The 16,702-nt window shown below is 67.3% G+C and carries 12 protein-coding genes; 10 read left to right on the forward strand and 2 right to left on the reverse strand.

Annotated features, from left to right (window positions below):
- Positions 1-112 precede the first annotated feature (112 nt).
- The 5 genes from FOF45_RS12470 (at position 113) to FOF45_RS18440 (ending at position 8,334) form a co-directional block, all read left to right on the forward strand.
- A complete protein-coding gene (locus tag FOF45_RS12470) occupies positions 113-3,163 on the forward strand; it encodes a TonB-dependent receptor (RefSeq protein WP_158985341.1) in 3,051 nt (1,016 codons plus the stop codon).
- Between the two features lie 106 nt (positions 3,164-3,269).
- Entirely contained in the window at positions 3,270-3,476 is a 207-nt protein-coding gene (locus FOF45_RS12475; RefSeq protein ID WP_158985343.1) for a hypothetical protein, read from the forward strand.
- Between the two features lie 318 nt (positions 3,477-3,794).
- Positions 3,795-4,400 carry an RNA polymerase sigma factor gene (locus tag FOF45_RS12480; protein ID WP_158985345.1) on the forward strand — a complete coding sequence of 202 codons (606 nt, stop codon included), beginning with the start codon at positions 3,795-3,797 and terminating at the stop codon, positions 4,398-4,400.
- Positions 4,397-5,368: a FecR family protein gene (locus FOF45_RS12485; protein WP_158985347.1), complete on the forward strand. Its 972-nt coding sequence runs from the start codon at positions 4,397-4,399 to the stop codon at positions 5,366-5,368. Before FOF45_RS12480 ends, FOF45_RS12485 begins: the two co-directional genes overlap by 4 nt.
- A gap of 125 nt (positions 5,369-5,493) precedes the next feature.
- Positions 5,494-8,334, forward strand: coding sequence for a TonB-dependent receptor domain-containing protein (locus FOF45_RS18440; RefSeq protein ID WP_158985349.1), 2,841 nt, complete (start codon positions 5,494-5,496; stop codon positions 8,332-8,334).
- Between the two features lie 367 nt (positions 8,335-8,701).
- On the opposite strand, the gene tsf is transcribed toward FOF45_RS18440, so the two are convergent.
- Both tsf and rpsB read right to left on the reverse strand, forming a co-directional pair.
- Positions 8,702-9,601: a translation elongation factor Ts gene (gene tsf / locus FOF45_RS12495; RefSeq protein ID WP_484502621.1), complete on the reverse strand. Its 900-nt coding sequence runs from the start codon at positions 9,599-9,601 to the stop codon at positions 8,702-8,704.
- 116 nt (positions 9,602-9,717) lie between these two features.
- Complete coding sequence (rpsB, locus tag FOF45_RS12500) at positions 9,718-10,533, reverse strand: 30S ribosomal protein S2 (RefSeq protein ID WP_158985353.1); 816 nt, start codon at positions 10,531-10,533, stop codon at positions 9,718-9,720.
- Between the two features lie 338 nt (positions 10,534-10,871).
- On the opposite strand from rpsB, the gene map reads away from it, so the two are divergent.
- The 5 genes from map to dapE are packed head-to-tail and all read left to right on the forward strand — an operon-like array spanning position 10,872 to position 16,680.
- A complete protein-coding gene (gene map / locus FOF45_RS12505) occupies positions 10,872-11,648 on the forward strand; it encodes a type I methionyl aminopeptidase (protein WP_158985355.1) in 777 nt (258 codons plus the stop codon).
- Positions 11,645-14,278, forward strand: coding sequence for a [protein-PII] uridylyltransferase (gene glnD / locus FOF45_RS12510; RefSeq protein ID WP_158985357.1), 2,634 nt, complete (start codon positions 11,645-11,647; stop codon positions 14,276-14,278). Before map ends, glnD begins: the two co-directional genes overlap by 4 nt.
- Complete coding sequence (dapD, locus tag FOF45_RS12515) at positions 14,279-15,175, forward strand: 2,3,4,5-tetrahydropyridine-2,6-dicarboxylate N-succinyltransferase (protein ID WP_158985359.1); 897 nt, start codon at positions 14,279-14,281, stop codon at positions 15,173-15,175.
- Positions 15,176-15,179: 4 nt separating this feature from the next.
- Entirely contained in the window at positions 15,180-15,539 is a 360-nt protein-coding gene (locus tag FOF45_RS12520) for a Spx/MgsR family RNA polymerase-binding regulatory protein (protein ID WP_158985361.1), read from the forward strand.
- Positions 15,540-15,549: 10 nt separating this feature from the next.
- On the forward strand, positions 15,550-16,680 hold the full coding sequence (gene dapE, locus FOF45_RS12525; RefSeq protein WP_158985363.1) for a succinyl-diaminopimelate desuccinylase: 1,131 nt from the start codon (positions 15,550-15,552) through the stop codon (positions 16,678-16,680).
- The last annotated feature ends 22 nt before the right edge of the window (positions 16,681-16,702 follow it).

The following is a 16,702-nucleotide window of genomic DNA, read 5'->3' on the forward strand; positions in this document are numbered from 1 at the left end:
AAGAGCCGCAAACGCATTGAACCCGAATGATGACGAAAGTCATATTCAGCTCGCCCTCAGGGGGAGGGCATTCCCACCGACTTTAGGGGTCAACAAAGTGGCAAATACAAAAATGAACCGTGCGCTGCGACGCAGCGCGCTGACGGTGGCGCTTGGTCTGTGTTTTGCGTCCAGCGTCCATGCGCAGTCCAACACGGCGGGCGCCGTGTTCGGTCAGGCAGCAGCGGGAGATACGGTGCTGGTCGAGAATCCGGCGACCGGCTTCAAGCGTGAGATCCGCGTCGGCAGCGACGGTCAGTACCGCGCCTCGGCGCTTCCGACCGGCAGCTACCGCGTGACGTTGCAGCGCGCGGACGGCACCAGCAGCGTGCGTGAGAACGTCACGGTGAACGTCGGCACCGGTACGTCGGTGAACTTCGCGGCCGCCGCAGCCGGTGGCGCGACCGACCTCGATGCGATCCAGGTGACCGCCACGCTGGTGAACCCGATCGACGTCTCGTCGGTGGAATCCACCACCATCCTGACCGCCACGCAGATCGCCAAGATCCCGGTGCCGCGCGACCTCACCAGCGTTGCACTGCTGGCGCCGGGCACGGTGAAGGGCGATGCGGCCTTCGGCAGCCTGCCGTCGTTCGGTGGTTCTTCGGTGGCCGAGAACGGTTACTACGTCAACGGCTTCAACGTGACGAACTCGTTCAAGGGCCTGAACTTCGCCAACATCCCGTTCGAGGCGGTCGCTGAGCAGCAGATCAAGACCGGCGGCTACGGCGCCGAGTTCGGTCGCTCGACGGGCGGCATCATCAACGTCATCACCAAGCGCGGTACGAACAAGTTCGAGGCGGGCGGCAACATCTTCTGGGAGCCGGAGTCGCTGGCCGAGACCGACCCGAACCTGTACTACCCCGATGGTCGCCTGATCGAGGTCAACTCGAAGGACAAGACCTCCAACACGACCGCCTCGGTGTGGGCAAGCGGCGCGCTCGTCAAGGACAAGCTGTTCGCATACGGCCTGCTCCAGTACGGCTACCGTGATGAGGACTCGTATCCGGAGACCTTCAACGGCATCGATGGCGACCGCAATCATGGCGATGAAACCAAGTCGCCGATGTGGCTGGTCAAGCTCGACTGGAACATCAACGACAACAACCTGCTCGCGCTGACGGCCTTCTCCGACAAGCGCAAGACGGATGCGAAGTACTACAACACCCACTTCGGCACCGACAGCTCGCCCACCTGGACTCCGAGCCGTGGCGACTACGTCGGCACCGACACGATGGAAAACGGCGGCGACAGCTACTCGCTGAAGTACACCGGCTACCTGACCGACACCTTCACCCTGTCCGCATTGGCGGGACATGGCGAGTTCCGCCGCTTCAACTACGGCGTGTCCTCCAGCGGCATCCGCCAGGAGTATCGCGGTGACGTCGGCGGCCCGGTCTCCGGTTGCCCGTGGATCGTCGACGCGCGTCCCTCCGTCATCAATGGCGTGAACCAGGAAATCACCGGCTGCTGGTTCGTCGATTCGCTGGGTCGCGTGGACGCAAAGGATACGCGTGACCAGTTCCGCCTCGACGCCGAATGGCAGCTGGGCGACCACCTGCTGCGCGGCGGTGTCGACATCGACAACTTCGAGACCATCGACGGTACGTCGTACGCGGGCGGTGAGCAGTGGCGCTACGGCCGCTACACCCCGATCGGCGGCACCGCCACCGAGAACGTCGTGCGTCGCCGCGTGTTCCAGTCCGGTGCGACCGTGAAGGTCGACCAGCGTGCGTTCTACGTCGAGGACAACTGGAGCATCACCGACTCGTTCAACGCGTACCTCGGCCTGCGTTGGGACACGTTCGACAACAAGAACGGTTCCGGCCAGACCTACGTCAAGATCGACAACCAGTTCGCGCCGCGACTGGGTTTCTCGTGGGACGTCAACGGCGACTCGTCGCTGAAGATCTTCGGTAACGCCGGCCGTTATGCGCTGCCGCTGACCGCCAACGTCGCCATTCGCGGCGCCAGCGCCTCGCTGTACAGCGAAGAGCATTTCACCTACACCGGCGTCGACCCCGTCACGGGCGCACCGACCGGTCTGGTGCAGATTCCGAACGTCATCACGGGTGAGGACACGCGTTACCTCAACAATGAGTTCGGCGTCGGCAAGGATCCCAAGACGATCGCCTCGGGCAACCTGGAGCCGATGTACCAGGACGAGTACATCCTGGGCTTCCAGACCCAGATCACCGACGGCTTCTCCGGCGGTGCTCGCGCGATCTACCGCGACCTGAAGCGCGCCATCGACGACACCTGCGACTACCGTCCGATCTTCGAGTGGGCCGACGAGAACGGCTACGAAGTGCACGACGCCAATCCGGGCTTCCCGTACTGCCGCCTCTACAACCCGGGCAGCGACGGCGTCTTCACGATGGACGTCGACGGCGACGGCACGTTCGAGCACATCACCGTGCCGGCCGACGTGCTGGGTCCGAAGGCCAAGCGCACCTACAAGGCGATCGAGCTGTTCGCCGAAGGCCAGCTGACCGACAAGTTCTTCCTGCAGGGTTCGTACACCTGGTCGAAGAACAAGGGCAACACCGAAGGCGGCGTGAAGTCGGACATCGGCCAGGCCGATACCGGCACCACGCAGGACTTCGACTACCCCGAGCTGACCGTCGGCGCCGATGGTTACCTGCCCAACGACCGTCGTCACTCGCTGAAGCTGTTCGGCAACTACCAGTTCAACGACCAGTGGAGCGCCGGTGCGAACCTGCTGGTGCAGTCGGGTCGTCCGATCAACTGCTTCGGCTACAACGGCGCAGGCGACAGCAACTACGCCAACGGCTACTTCTGGTGCGACAAGGGCGATGGCAATGGCAGCCAGCTGGTGCCGCGCGGTACCGCGGGCCGCACGCCGTGGACGCGTACGCTCGATCTGAACGTGGCCTACTCGCCGACCATCCCGACCGGCGAGCTGACCTTCAAGGTCGACGTGTTCAACGTCTTCAACGAGCAGGAAGCCGTCGCCGTGTACGAGTACGGCGAGGACGCGGGTGGCACGCCGCAGCAGGGCGGCACCGCGCCGGACGGTACCGAGTACGCCAATGTCTACGGCTACCCGACCGCCTGGCAGGCACCGCGCTCGGTGCGTTTCATGGTGCAGTACCGCTTCTGATGTAATCGCAGCAAATCGAAACGGCCGCCTTCGGGCGGCCGTTTCCTTCGCGCTCACGGCCGACACCATCCAGGAACTGTTCGCACGTTCCGAGCAGGCTGCCGCCTTGAAGCGCTGGCCCGATGCGATCGAGGCAATCGAGACGGTGCTGGCGAAATCGCCGGACCATACGCAAGCGCTGCTTCAACTTTCCTATCTCAATTCTATCGGCGGCCATTACCGGATGGCCCATCGGCACACAGTGCAGTGCCCCCCCAAGTGGACGCGCTACGAACGCTGGCTGGGCCCCTTGCGCGAACACCTGAAGGACTGACGACCGCGGTCACGGTCCGCGGGTGGGGTATCGCCCGTGCCCTGCGTTGATCAGGGCATGGATGGACGCACTTACCCTGCGATGACGGTGGACACGGCAGTCCTGGAGGCGGCCGAGGCGTCTGCATCCGCGTTGCGCGCGTGCTACAACGTGGTCCTGCGACGTGCCGCGCCCGGGGATGCGCGGCCGCTCCCTCCGGAGCGGACCCATCCCGGTTCCGGCGCCCGCGATGTCCCCCCAGCCGCTGGTGCCCTGCATGCGATCGAGCCCCCGTCCGCCTTCCGGAACGACGCGGAATCCCGCCACAGGCCGGCGCGGATGAGCCACGCAGTGGCCGCCACGGTGATCCTGCCCACGCAACTGCCCGACGACGACGCGCCCGCGGCCGGGACGACGGGCGAGGCCGGCGACGGTTTCGAGGCATTCGTGCGCGACCACCGAGGCATGCTGGTGGCGTACCTCGGCCGTCGCATCGGCGAGGACGACGCGCAGGACATCGCGCAGGAAACGATGGTGCGGTTGATGCGCTACCGCGCGCAGCCGGTCGAACAGCTGCGTCCGCTGATGTACCGCATCGCCATCAACGTCATCCACGATCGCGGCCGCCGCGACGCGACCCGGCAGGTGTTCGCGCACGTCAGCCTCGACCAGGATTTCGTCGGCCTGGCGTCGCTGGAGCCGGCGCACGACCAGCGCATCGAACACGAACAGGAACTCGCGCTCGCACGCGCGGCGATCCTGAAACTCCCCGAACGCTGCCGGCAGGTGTACCTGCTCAACCGAATCGAGGGCATGAGCTACAGCCAGATCGCGCAGCACTGCGGGATCTCGGTGAAGGCCGTCGAGAAGCACATCGGCAAGGCGCTTGGCATCCTGCGCGCCCGATTGAAGGAAGGCGGCATGGACCGCGAGGACCGGTCATGAACGCAAGGACGACGAATCCCTCCACCGAAGCCGCGCAGGCGTGGATGGCGCGCCTGATGGCGCCGGACTGCACCGCCTCCGAACGCGCGCTGTTCGAGGACTGGCTGGCCGAATCGCCGGAGAACATCGCCGCGTTCCTGGAGCTCGAGCGCGTGAATGCACTGACCGCCGAACTCGCCTCCGACGAGATGGTGCGCGCCGCGGCGCGGGCCGCACGTCGCGCACCGGCGGCTCCGATGCGGCGTTGGCGGGTGTGGGTGCCGAGCGCCGCTGCCGCGGTGCTGGTGGTAGCGGTAGCCATGCTGCATTGGCGGCAGCCGGTGGATGTCCCGGCCGTCGAACACTACGTGACCACGCTGGGCGAACAGCGCGACGTCACGCTTGCCGATGGCACGAAGCTGCGGCTGGATACCGCGTCGGTGCTGACTACCCGGTTCGACAGCGACGCGCGCGTGGTCGAACTGAACCGTGGCCGCGCCCAGTTCACCGTCGGCGACGATCCGCGGCCGTTCCTGGTCCACGCCGGCGCGGGCACGGTGCGCGACATCGGCACCACGTTCCAGGTCAGCCATCGCGGCGACGTGGTCGATGTCGGACTGCTGGAAGGCCGCGTGGACGTCTCCACCGCGAAGGCCGGCTCCAGCACGCTGGCGCCGGGTGAACAGGTCACCGTCCAGGCCGATGGTCGCATCGGCGCGAAGGCGCCGCTGGACGTGGCGATGGCGCGTGCGTGGCCGCAGGGCGATCTGGTGTTCCAGCAGCGTCGCCTGGACGAACTGCTGTCCGAGATGAACCGGTATTCGTCGCGCCAGATCCGCCTGGCCGATCCGGCCCTGGGCGAGCTGCGGGTGAGCGGCGTGTTCCACGCGGGCGACCAGGAAGCGCTGGTCGCGGTGCTGGAGCGCGGCTGGCCGCTGCGCGCGGTGCGCAGCAGCGACGACGAGATCGTCCTGCACGCCCGGGACTGAACGCAGGCGTCCGTCACACCGTCGCGACAACCCAGCGGCGGACGCCAACGGCGCGGACGGAATCCATTGCGCCGCGATGGCGCGCTCTCGTATGGTGAAGGTCTCGGACCGACTTCTCCGTACGAATGGCCAGGAAGCTCCGCCTCACCCTCGCCATCGTCGGAGCGTTGTCCCTGGCCTGCTCGGCTGCGCCGGTTCTCGCGGCAGGGGATCCGCCTCCGGTCGTCCGCTTCGTGATCCCCGCCGGTTCGCTGGATCGCGCGCTGCAGACGCTGGCGACGCAGGCGCGCGTGCAGATCCTGTACGCACCGGCGCTGGTTGAACAGCAGCAATCGTCCGGCCTGCAGGCGCGCCTGACGCCGCAACAGGCGCTGGATGTGCTGCTGCACGACGCCCGCCTGCGCGCGGTGGCGGTCAATCCCAACACGTTCCTGATCGAGCGCGCGCCCGCGGTGGTCGCGCCGCCGCCCGGGCCCGCGCTGCTGCCCTCGCGCGAACCGACCGAACTGGCGCCGGTGGAAGTCACCGGCACGCACATCCCGCGCGCGGACATCGAGATCGTCACGCCGATGCCGATGACGCGGATCGGCCGCGCGCAGATCGAGGCGAGCGGATTCCAGACCCTGTTCGAACTGCTGAGCTACCAGCCTGGCATGGTCAGCCACCATCCGGTGGACGTGGCGACCGACGGCAATTTCCAGTCGCAGCAACCGTTCGCGGCGGCGGCGACGACCAGCCTGTACGGACTCGGGCCGCGCGCGACGCTGTTCCTGATCGACGGACGGCGCGTCGCGAATTACGGCCTCGCATCGGCGGACCTGGGCGGACTGACCGACCTCAACGGCATTCCGTTGAGCATGATCGAGCGCATCGAGATCATCCGCGGCGGCGCATCGGCGATCTACGGCGCCGACGCGATGGCCGGCGTGGTCAACATCATCCTGCGCAAGTCGCAGAAGGGCGGAGAAGTCGTCGCGCGCTACGGATTGTCCGAGCGCGGCGACGCCGAACAGATCCGCCTGTCGCTGAGTTACGGCGCCGATACCGACAGCGGCGGCAGCTTCTATCTCAGTGGTGATTACTTCCATCGCGAGGCATTGGTCGGCGCGCAGCGCGACTGGCGCACCGCCGACCTGCGCGGCTACGGACTCGGCGACTGGCGGTTGCCGCTGGGCTATTTCAGCCTCCTGGACCTCTCGCTGGTGCGCGCCGTGTGTCCCGACGAGGTGCGCGAGGCGGACGGCTCGTGCCATCTCGACACGCCGAAGTACCTCACGCTGCAACCGGAAACGGAAAGCGGCGCGTTTTACGCGCGCTACACGCAACCGTTGGGCGACAGCCTCGATTTCGACGCATCGGTGCGCCTGGGGCAGGTGAAGCAGCGCCTGCAGGGCGCGCCGCTGCACGGCACCGTGTTGCTGCCGTTCGGCCATCCGGACGATCTCAACGAAGGCGTGCCGACGCTGCTCGACTACGCGTTCTTCGACATCGGTCCGGTGCGCAGCCGCAGCAGTGCGCGCAGCGTGGACCTCGATGCCGGACTCAGCGGCTGGCTCGGTCGCTGGCAATGGCGCACCGATCTGTCGCACCACCACAACAGCGTCGACAACCAGATCGACCGCATGGTCAGCAACAGCGCGTTCGCGCAGGCGGTGGCCGAGCAGACGTACCGCTTCAACGCAGGCAATTCGCCGGAATTGCTGCGCGCGCTGTCGCCGCGCGTGGAGGTCAAGGGCGACGCGCGTTTCGACCAGTTCACCGCGTCCTTCAACGGTCCGTGGTTCACGCTGCCCGGCGGCGAAACGCAGGCCGCGCTCGGCGTGGAATGGTCGCGCGATGCGCTCGACAACCGGCCCGATCAGCGCATGCTCGACGGCGACGTCGCGCTCGGTGCGCAGAAGAGCCGGCTCGACGATCATCGCTACAGCTCGGCGTTCTACGCTGAACTGAGCATGCCGATCACCGACTGGCTGCACGCCGATGCCGCTTGGCGCATCGATCATCGACAGGGTTACGGCAGCGAGTCCTCGCCGATGCTCGGACTCAAGTGGGAGCCGGCGCGCTGGCTGACCGTGCGCGGCACGGTCGCGACCGGGTATCGAGCGCCGTCGCTTTTCGAACTGCGCCGGCCCACGGTGGCGAGCACGATCGATGCGGTGCCGATGACCGATACGCTCGCGCCGTGCCTGATTTCCAGCACGCTCGACAATGGCGTCACGTATTGCCTGGTCGAACACGGCGCGATCGAGAATCCCGATCTGGAACCGGAGACCTCGCGCAGCGCGACGCTCGGCATGGTGTGGGCGCCGAGCGAGAGCTTCGACCTGAGCCTGGACCGTTTCCACATCCGCCGCCGCAACGAGATCGTCACCACCGACGCGCTCGCCGATCCGGAGGCGTTCCCGCTGTCGCTGGAGCGCAATGAGGCGGGGGAACTCGTCGCGGTCAACGATTACTTCGCCAACGTCGGCCGCACCGAAGTGGAAGGCTGGGAGTTGCAGGGCGAATACCGTCTCGATACCACGCGCGCGGGACGCTTCACGTTCCGCCTCGCGGCCAGTTATCTCAGCAAGCTGGAACGGCAGATCGCAGCGGGCGGGCCGGTGCTCGACTATGCCGGTCATCGTGCGCCCCAGCGCGCCGTGCTCACCGGGCTGGAATGGGGCTATGGCGACTGGCTGACCACGCTCAACGTGCACCAGTTCGGACCGGCGGAAGTCGCCCCGCCGGGGCAGCCGTGTCCGGAATGGAACGCCGCCGTCGGCAAGTGTTCCACGCCGTCGGCGACCACGGCGGATCTCTATGTCGCCTGGGGTGGGATTCCGAACTGGCGGCTGTCGCTCAACGTGAACAACCTCACCGACCATGAGCCGGTGAACTACGACGTCGGCAAGGGCGGTTACGACATCGCCTACGACGATCCGCGCGGTCGCTACTACCTCGTCAGCGCCGCGTACCGGTTCTGACGCCGCGCTGACGGCGTAATCACGACGCGAAAAAAATCCCTACTCGGGGTAGGGGGGGAGCACTGCGCCCGCGTTATTGGATTCGTGCTTCCGGAAACGAAAGCGCCGCGCCAAGGACGGCGCACTTTTCCGGACCAGGCCGAAGGAGCGGCGCCAGCTGTGATGCGTACCAGGAAGGTGCGTCTCCGGCGGGAACCACGGGACCCGTCGGTCCGGATCGAAGCGGACCCTGCCGCTTCGACCCCCTCTGGAGAAGCCCCGGATGGCTTCTCCAGACCCTCCCCCAAGGGACCGCCACCTCCCCGGCGATCCCAATAAAAAAGGCCGCGATCGCTCGCGGCCTTTTTCCTTTGCGGCAGTCGGTGGCTTACGCCAGGCCGGCCTGCTTCATCACTTCGGCGGCGTAATCCTCGACCACCTTCTCGATGCCTTCGCCCACGGCCAGGCGCTGGCTGCTGACGACGTCGGCGCCGGCGGCCTTGAGCACCTGCTCGACGGTCTGGTTGGTGTCGAGCACGTACGGCTGGCCGTACAGGGTCACTTCGTTGACGATCTTGGCGATCTTGCCGCCGATGATCTTCTCGAGGATGTCGGCCGGCTTGGCCTTGTCCTTGTCGGACATCTTGGCCAGCTCGATTTCCTTTTCCTTCTCGACGAAGTCGGCCGGAACATCGGACGCCTTGATGTGCGGCGGGTTCATCGCAGCGACGTGCATCGCCAGGCCGCGGGCCAGATCGGCGTCGCCGCCCTTGACCTCGACCAGCACGCCGATCTTGCCGCCGTGGACGTAGGCCGCGACGTTGTTGGCGCTGTCGACGATGGCCATGCGACGGATCTGGATGTTCTCGCCGAGCTTGGCGATGGCGGCAGCGCGGGCTTCCTCGACGGTTTCGCCCGAGGCCAGCTTGGCACCCTTGAGCGCTTCGACGTCGGCGGCGCCGGAGGCCAGGGCGGCCTGGGCTACGGCGTTGGCGAACGCCAGGAAGTTCTCGTCCTTGGCGACGAAGTCGGTCTCGGAGTTGATCTCGACCAGCACGGCCTTGCCGCCGTTCTGGGCGACCGCGATGCGGCCTTCGGCGGCCACGCGGCCGGCCTTCTTGTCGGCCTTGGCCAGACCCGACTTGCGCAGCCACTCGGCCGCGGTGTCGATGTCGCCGTTGTTCTCGGTGAGTGCCTTCTTGCACTCCATCATGCCGGCGCCGGTGCGCTCGCGCAGTTCCTTGACCAGGGAAGCGGTGATTTCAGCCATTGGGTGCCTCGAATGGATATAGGACGGGCGCGGGCCCGCCTTTGCGATTCAGTTGACGCCGCCGGGACGCGGCCCGGGCGGCGCTCGAGCATCGATGCGGCCACGCAGGATCGCGCGGCCGCATGACGCGGGTCTTACTCGGCCGCTTCGGCCTTCTTGGCGCCAGCCTTCTTGGCCGGGGCGCGACGCGGAGCCTTGCGCTCGCCGGCTTCCTCGCCCTCGGCGGCCTCGGCGAAGTCTTCCTCGCGGACGCTGGCGGCCGACGGAGCGGCAGCCTTGCCTTCGAGCACGGCATCGGCGGCGGCACGGGCGTACAGCTGCACGGCGCGGATGGCGTCGTCGTTGCCCGGGATGGCGTAGTCGACCAGTTCCGGGTTGTAGTTGGTGTCGACGACAGCGATGACCGGGATGCCGAGCTTCTTGGCTTCCTTGATCGCAATGTCTTCGTGGCCGATATCGATCACGAACAGCGCGTCGGGCAGGCGGTTCATGTCCTTGATGCCGCCCAGCGAGGCTTCCAGCTTCTCGCGCTCACGACGCAGGCCCAGCACTTCGTGCTTGACCAGCTTCTGGAAGGTGCCGTCGGTCTCGGCCGCTTCCAGCTCCTTCAGGCGCTGCACCGACTGCTTCACGGTGCGGAAGTTGGTCAGCGTGCCGCCCAGCCAACGCTGGTTCATGTACGGCATGCCGCAACGCTCGGCCTCTTCCTTGATCGACTCGCGCGCGCTGCGCTTGGTGCCGAGGAACAGGATCATGCCGCGCTTCTGGGCGATGCCCGAGAGGAAGTTCATCGCGTCGTTGAACAGCGGAACGGTCTTCTCGAGGTTGATGATGTGGATCTTGCCGCGGGCGCCGAAGATGTACGGACCCATCTTCGGGTTCCAGTAACGGGTCTGGTGGCCGAAATGGACGCCGGCTTCCAGCATCTGACGCATGGTGATCTGGGGCATTGCTTAACTCCAAGGCAGTGGAACCGACCGCCGGTAAGTGATGGCGGTGCCGCGGCGAAGCCGGGGCAGGGGTTCCGGGGTTGGGCCTCCCCGCAGCTTCCGTGACCGAACCAGAGCCGCCTTCTGGGCGGTTCCGGCACCCCGGCACGGAGGGTGGCTGCGGGTGTGTATTCGCCTGCCGCCGGAACGGGGTCCGGAGGCTGTCGCCCTGGCGTGGGCGGCGCGACGGGCACGGGGCCGGTCGCTGAGCCGCGGAATTGTAGCCGTAACAGACTGTTACGGGCAACTTCGGGGTTCCCGGGACCCTGAACGGGCTGCGGATGGCCCATAATGCCGGCATGCCCATCACCATCAAGACCCCCGAAGAGATCGAGAAGATGCGCGTCGCCGGCCGCCTGGCCGCCGAGGTGCTCCAGATCGTCGCGCCGCACGTCAAAGCCGGCGCGACCACCGAGGAGCTGGACCGCATCTGCCACGATCACATCGTCAACGTGCAGCAGGCCATTCCGGCCAACGTCGGCTACAAGGGTTTCCCCAAGACCGTCTGCACCTCGGTCAACAACGTGATCTGTCACGGCATCCCCAGCCCCGGCAAGGTGCTGAAGGATGGCGACATCATCAACATCGATGTCACCGTCATCAAGGACGGCTGGCACGGCGACACCAGCCGCATGTACGTGGTCGGCAATCCGTCGGTCATGGCCAGGCGCCTGGTCGACGTGACCCGCGAGGCGATGTTCCGCGGCATCCGCACGGTCCGTCCGGGCGCGACCCTGGGCGACATCGGCCAGGCGATCCAGCAGTACGCCGAAGCCGAGCGCTTCAGTGTGGTGCGCGAGTACTGCGGCCACGGCATCGGCCGGATCTACCACGAAGACCCGCAGGTGTTGCACTACGGCCGCGCCGGCGAAGGCCTGGTGCTGAAGCCGGGCATGACCTTCACGATCGAACCGATGATCAACGAGGGCGCGCGCCACACCAAGCTGCTGCCCGACGGCTGGACCGTGGTCACCAAGGACCGCAAGCTTTCCGCGCAGTGGGAGCATACCGTCGCGGTGACCGAGGACGGCGTGGAGATCCTGACCCGCTTGCCAGGCGACGACAACGACCTATGAGTCCTCCTTCCGCCGTCGATGAATCTTCGGCGGTGCAGGACAGCGCCGACCGCGCCGCGTCGATCCGAAGCGCCATCGCGACCGTCGATGCGGGCCTTGCGAAGGCGTTCGATTCCGATCCGGACGCCGACATCGACCGCCTGCTGCTGGCGCGCGCGGGTGCGATCGACGCACAGGTCCGCGCCGCGTGGAAGGCCTGCCTGCCCGACGACGCACCACTGGCCCTGTTCGCCATCGGTGGCTACGGCCGCGCCGAACTGTTCCCGCAATCCGACATCGATCTGCTGGTGCTGGCCGAAGCCGACGCGCAGGCCGCGCACGCCGAAGCGCTGGCCGCGTTCGTCGCGCTGTTGTGGGACGCGGGCCTGCCGGTCGGCCACGCCGTGCGTTCCTCGGCGCAGTGCACCGAGGCCGCGGCGGACATCACCGTGCTCACTTCGATGCTGGAAGCGCGCCCGCTGCTGGCGAAGGTCGAACACCTGCATGCGCTGCAGGCGGCGATCGCGCCCAGCCTGGTCTGGCCTGCGGGCGAGTTCTTCGCCGCCAAGCGCGAGGAACTGCGCCTGCGCCACGCGCGCTACGAAGACACCGCCGACAACCTCGAGCCCAATCTGAAGGAAGGCCCTGGCGGCCTGCGCGACGTGCAGACGCTGCGCTGGATGGCGCTGCGCATCGTCGGCACGGGCGATCTCGAATCGCTGGTCGCAATCGGCCAGTTCGGTTCCGACGAGCTCGCCACGCTCGAACGCGAACGCCGCGCGCTGTCGCGCCTGCGCTTCGGCCTGCACCTGGTCGCCGGCAAGCGCGAGGAACGCCTGCGCTTCGATTACCAGAAGCTGCTGGCGCAGCGCCTGGGCCACACCGACAACGCCGACAACCTTGCCGTCGAACAGATGATGCAGGGCTTCTACCGCAGCGCCGCGCTGGTGCTTCGCATCGGCGAGCGCCTGCTTCAGCGCTTCGAGGAGCAGATCGAGGGCGAGCCGGCGCCGGTCGCGATCGACCACGCGTTCGAACTGCGCCGCGACTACCTCGCCGCGGGCGACGCGCACTGGCCGCGCGATGCCTACGATGTGTTCGCGCTGTTCGCGGTGTGGGCCTCGCACGACGCCGTGCGTGGCCTGCATTCGCAGACGGCGCGCGCGCTGGCCGAATCGCTGTCACGCGTGCCCGCGTTCCAGCAGGCCGAAATGCCGATGCGCGAACGCTTCATGGCGCTGCTGCGCGGTCCGCACCCGGTGCATGCGCTCGAACGCATGGCACGACTGGGCGTGCTCGGGCGCTGGATTCCCGCGTTCGCGAAGGTCTCCGGGCGCATGCAGTTCGACCTGTTCCATGTGTTCACGGTCGACCAGCACACGCTCGCGGTACTGCGCAACCTCGCGCGCTTCGCCTCGGGCATCGCCGATGAGCGCTTCAGCATCGCGCACGAAGTCTGGCCGCGCCTGCGCAAGCCGGAGCTGTTGCTGCTCGCCGGCCTGTTCCACGACATCGGCAAGGGCCGCGGCGGCGATCACTCCGAACTCGGCGCCGAAGACGCGCGCATCTTCTGCAGCACGATGGGCCTGTCGCAGGCCGACACGTCGCTGGTGGAATGGCTGGTGCGCCAGCACCTGCTGATGTCGGTCACCGCGCAGAAGCAGGACATCGCCGATCCGGAAGTCATCCACCGTTTCGCCGGCAAGGTGGCCGACCGCGAACGGCTCGACCATCTCTACCTGCTCACCTGCGCCGACATCGCCGGCACGTCGCCGAAGCTGTGGAACGGATGGAAGGACCGCCTGCTCGCGGACCTCTACACCGCCACGCGCCTGGCGCTGCGTCGCGGGCTGGAGCATCCCGTCGCCGCGGCCGAACGCGCCGGCGAGACGCGCGAGGCCGCGCGCGCGATGCTCGCCACGCTCGGTTTCGGCGACGAGGAAGTCGACGCGCTCTATGCGCGCATGCCCGAAATCGGATTCCAGCGCGGGCGTCCCGACCAGATCGCGTGGCAGGCCGCGTCGCTGCGCGGCGTCGCCGACGGCGAGACGCGCGTACGCGCACGCGCGCTGGGAGAACACGCTGGCGCGATGGAAGTGTTCGTGCATTCGCCCGACCGCGACGGCCTGTTCGCGGCGATCGTCGCCACGCTCGACCGCCTCGGCCTGGCGATCCAGCAGGCGCGCGTGCTCGACGGCCCGCACGGCATGATCTTCGACAGCTTCGAAGTGGTGCCGATCGATCCGCGTTGCCCGCCGACCACGGACGAAGTCGAACATCGCCTCGGCACCGCGCTGGCTGGCGAACTCGACCGCATCAAACCCGCGCGCCGTGCGCAGCCGCGCCACCTGCGCCATTTCCGCATTGCGCCGCAGGTCGGATTCGACACGTTCGTCGAGAACGGAAACACGCGCACCATGCTGAGCCTGGTGTGCACCGACCGTCCCGGCCTGCTCGCCGACGTCACCCATGCGATCCGAAGCCAGGGCCTGCGCGTGCACGACGCGCGCATCGCCACGTTCGGCGAGCGCGCGGAGGACGTGTTCCAGCTCACCCATCCCCATCCCGACGGGCGCGACGAAGCGCTCGACGACACGCAACAGCAGGCCCTGCGCGACGCGCTGCTGGCCTGCCTCGAAGGAGACCGTTGAATGGCTGTGCAGAAGAAGACCGCCCGCAAGACCGTGCGCAAGAAGGCCGAACCGAAGGGCCCGGGCATCGATGAGCTGAAGTTCATGGTCGACAGCGCCTTCGAGCGCCGCGCGATGCTGACGCTCGACGAGATCGAAGGTTCGACCCGGCCGACGGTGGAGCGCGTGATCTCCGGCCTGGAAACGGGCGAGTTCCGCGTCGCCGAGCCCGACGGCAAGGGCGGCTGGACCGTCAACGAGTGGCTGAAGAAGGCGGTGCTGTTGTACTTCCGCGTCAACGACATGCAGGTGGTCGAAGGCTATCCCGCGCCGTACTGGGACAAGGTGCCGTCGCGCTTCGAAGGCTATGGCGAGACGGACTTCCGCAAGCTCGGCGCGCGTGTCGTGCCCGGCGCCGTCGCGCGTCGCGGCGCGCATATCGGCAAGGACGTGGTGCTGATGCCGAGCTTCGTCAACATCGGTGCGCACGTGGGTGAGGGCACGATGGTCGACACCTGGGCGACGGTGGGTTCGTGCGCGCAGGTCGGCAAGCATTGCCACCTGTCCGGCGGTGCCGGCATCGGCGGCGTGCTCGAACCGTTGCAGGCCAGCCCGACCATCATCGAGGACCACTGCTTCATCGGCGCGCGTTCGGAAGTCGTCGAAGGCGTGGTCGTTGGCCACCACAGCGTGATCGGCATGGGTGTGTTTCTCGGCCAGAGCACGCGCATCTACAACCGCGCGACCGGTGAGATCAGCTACGGCTACGTGCCGCCGTACAGCGTCGTCGTCTCCGGCCAGCTGCCGGCGAAGGACGGCTCGCATTCGCTGTACTGCGCCGTGATCGTCAAGCAGGTGGATGCGAAGACGCGCAGCAAGACCAGCATCAACGAACTGCTGCGCGGCCTGGCGGAGTAATTGGATGGCGCCCACGCTGTACGGACTCAACAACTGCGACACCTGCAAGAAGGCCCGCAAGTGGCTGGACCGTTTCGGTGTCGCGCACGCCTTCGTCGACTATCGCGACCAGCGCCAGTCACCGGAAACGCTGGTGCAATGGAAGGACGCGCTGGGTGGCTGGGAAGCGATGATCAACAAGTCGTCCACGACTTGGCGCACGCTGCCGGACATCCGCAAATCGCCGGGTTCCGATGCGGAGTGGAAACTACTGCTGAAGGAATACCCGCAGCTGATCCGCCGTCCGGTAGTAGTGGCCGAAGACGGCACGATCACCCAGGGCTTCAGCGACAACGGATTCAAGAAGCGTTTTGGCATTGCGTGAAGCGAACACGATGAGCGACGTACTCGACCTGACCTGCGAACTGATCGCGCGCCCCTCGGTGACGCCGGACGACGGCCATTGCCAGGCGGTGATCGCGCGACGCCTGCTGGCTTCGAAATTCCGCTGCGAGCACCTGCACTACGGTGACGTCGACAACCTCTGGGCCGTGCATGGCGACGAGGGCCCGACGCTGGTGCTGCTCGGCCACACCGACGTGGTGCCGCCGGGCCCGCGCGAGGCGTGGGGCAGCGACCCGTTCGTTCCGGAAATCCGCGACGGCGTGCTGTACGGACGCGGCGCGGCCGACATGAAAGGCAGTGTCGCGGCGTTCGTCGTGGCGCTGGAGCGCTTCGTCGCGGCCAATCCCGACCATCCCGGACGCATCGCGCTGTTGCTGACCTCGGACGAGGAAGGCGATGCGGTGGACGGCGTGCGCCGCGTCGCCGAGACCTTCCGCGAGCGCGGCGAGCGCATCGACTGGTGCATCACCGGCGAACCCTCGTCGACGACGCGGCTGGGCGACCTGTTACGCGTGGGCCGTCGCGGCACGCTGTCGGCGACGCTCACCGTGCACGGCGTGCAGGGCCACGTCGCGTACCCGGAGAAGGCGCGCAATCCGATCCACCAGGCGATGCCGGCGCTGTCCGAACTCGCCGCGCGCCGTTGGGACGACGGTTACGAAACGTTCCCGCCGACGAGCCTGCAGATCAGCAACATCCACGCCGGCACCGGCGCCAACAACGTCATTCCGGGCGAACTGCAGGTGCTGTTCAACCTGCGCTTCAATCCGAACTGGCGCGCCGAGCAGCTCGAGCGCGAATGCGAAGACGTGCTGCGTCGCCACGGCCTGGACTACCAGGCGCGCTGGCATCGCGGCGGCGAACCGTTCTACACGCCGGAAGGTCCGCTGCGTGCGGCCGCGCGGTCGGTGCTCGCGGCGCATGCGGGCGCGGCGCCGGACGAAAGCACCGGCGGCGGCACATCCGATGCGCGCTTCATCGCGCCGCTGGGCGCGCAGTGCATCGAGATCGGTCCGGTCAACGCCAGCATCCACAAGGTCGACGAGAACGTGTCCGTCGCCGACCTCGAAGCGCTGCCCGGCCTGTACCTGCGCCTGATCGAACGGATGCTGCTCGCCTGACGCGAAGCCGGAGGCGTCGGTG

This window comes from Lysobacter panacisoli, from assembly GCF_009765165.1.
Taxonomy (GTDB): Bacteria; Pseudomonadota; Gammaproteobacteria; order Xanthomonadales; family Xanthomonadaceae; genus Lysobacter_J; species Lysobacter_J panacisoli.

Coding starts and splice junctions, on each gene's coding strand:
- FOF45_RS12470 (WP_158985341.1), top strand. CDS start 113: ATGAACCGTGCGCTGCGACGCAGCGCGCTGACGGTGGCGCTTGGTCTG.
- FOF45_RS12480 (WP_158985345.1), top strand. CDS start 3,795: ATGAGCCACGCAGTGGCCGCCACGGTGATCCTGCCCACGCAACTGCCC.
- dapD (WP_158985359.1), top strand. CDS start 14,279: ATGGCTGTGCAGAAGAAGACCGCCCGCAAGACCGTGCGCAAGAAGGCC.
- FOF45_RS18440 (WP_158985349.1), top strand. CDS start 5,494: ATGGCCAGGAAGCTCCGCCTCACCCTCGCCATCGTCGGAGCGTTGTCC.
- FOF45_RS12520 (WP_158985361.1), top strand. CDS start 15,180: ATGGCGCCCACGCTGTACGGACTCAACAACTGCGACACCTGCAAGAAG.
- dapE (WP_158985363.1), top strand. CDS start 15,550: ATGAGCGACGTACTCGACCTGACCTGCGAACTGATCGCGCGCCCCTCG.
- map (WP_158985355.1), top strand. CDS start 10,872: ATGCCCATCACCATCAAGACCCCCGAAGAGATCGAGAAGATGCGCGTC.
- FOF45_RS12485 (WP_158985347.1), top strand. CDS start 4,397: ATGAACGCAAGGACGACGAATCCCTCCACCGAAGCCGCGCAGGCGTGG.
- rpsB (WP_158985353.1), bottom strand. CDS start 10,533: ATGCCCCAGATCACCATGCGTCAGATGCTGGAAGCCGGCGTCCATTTC.
- glnD (WP_158985357.1), top strand. CDS start 11,645: ATGAGTCCTCCTTCCGCCGTCGATGAATCTTCGGCGGTGCAGGACAGC.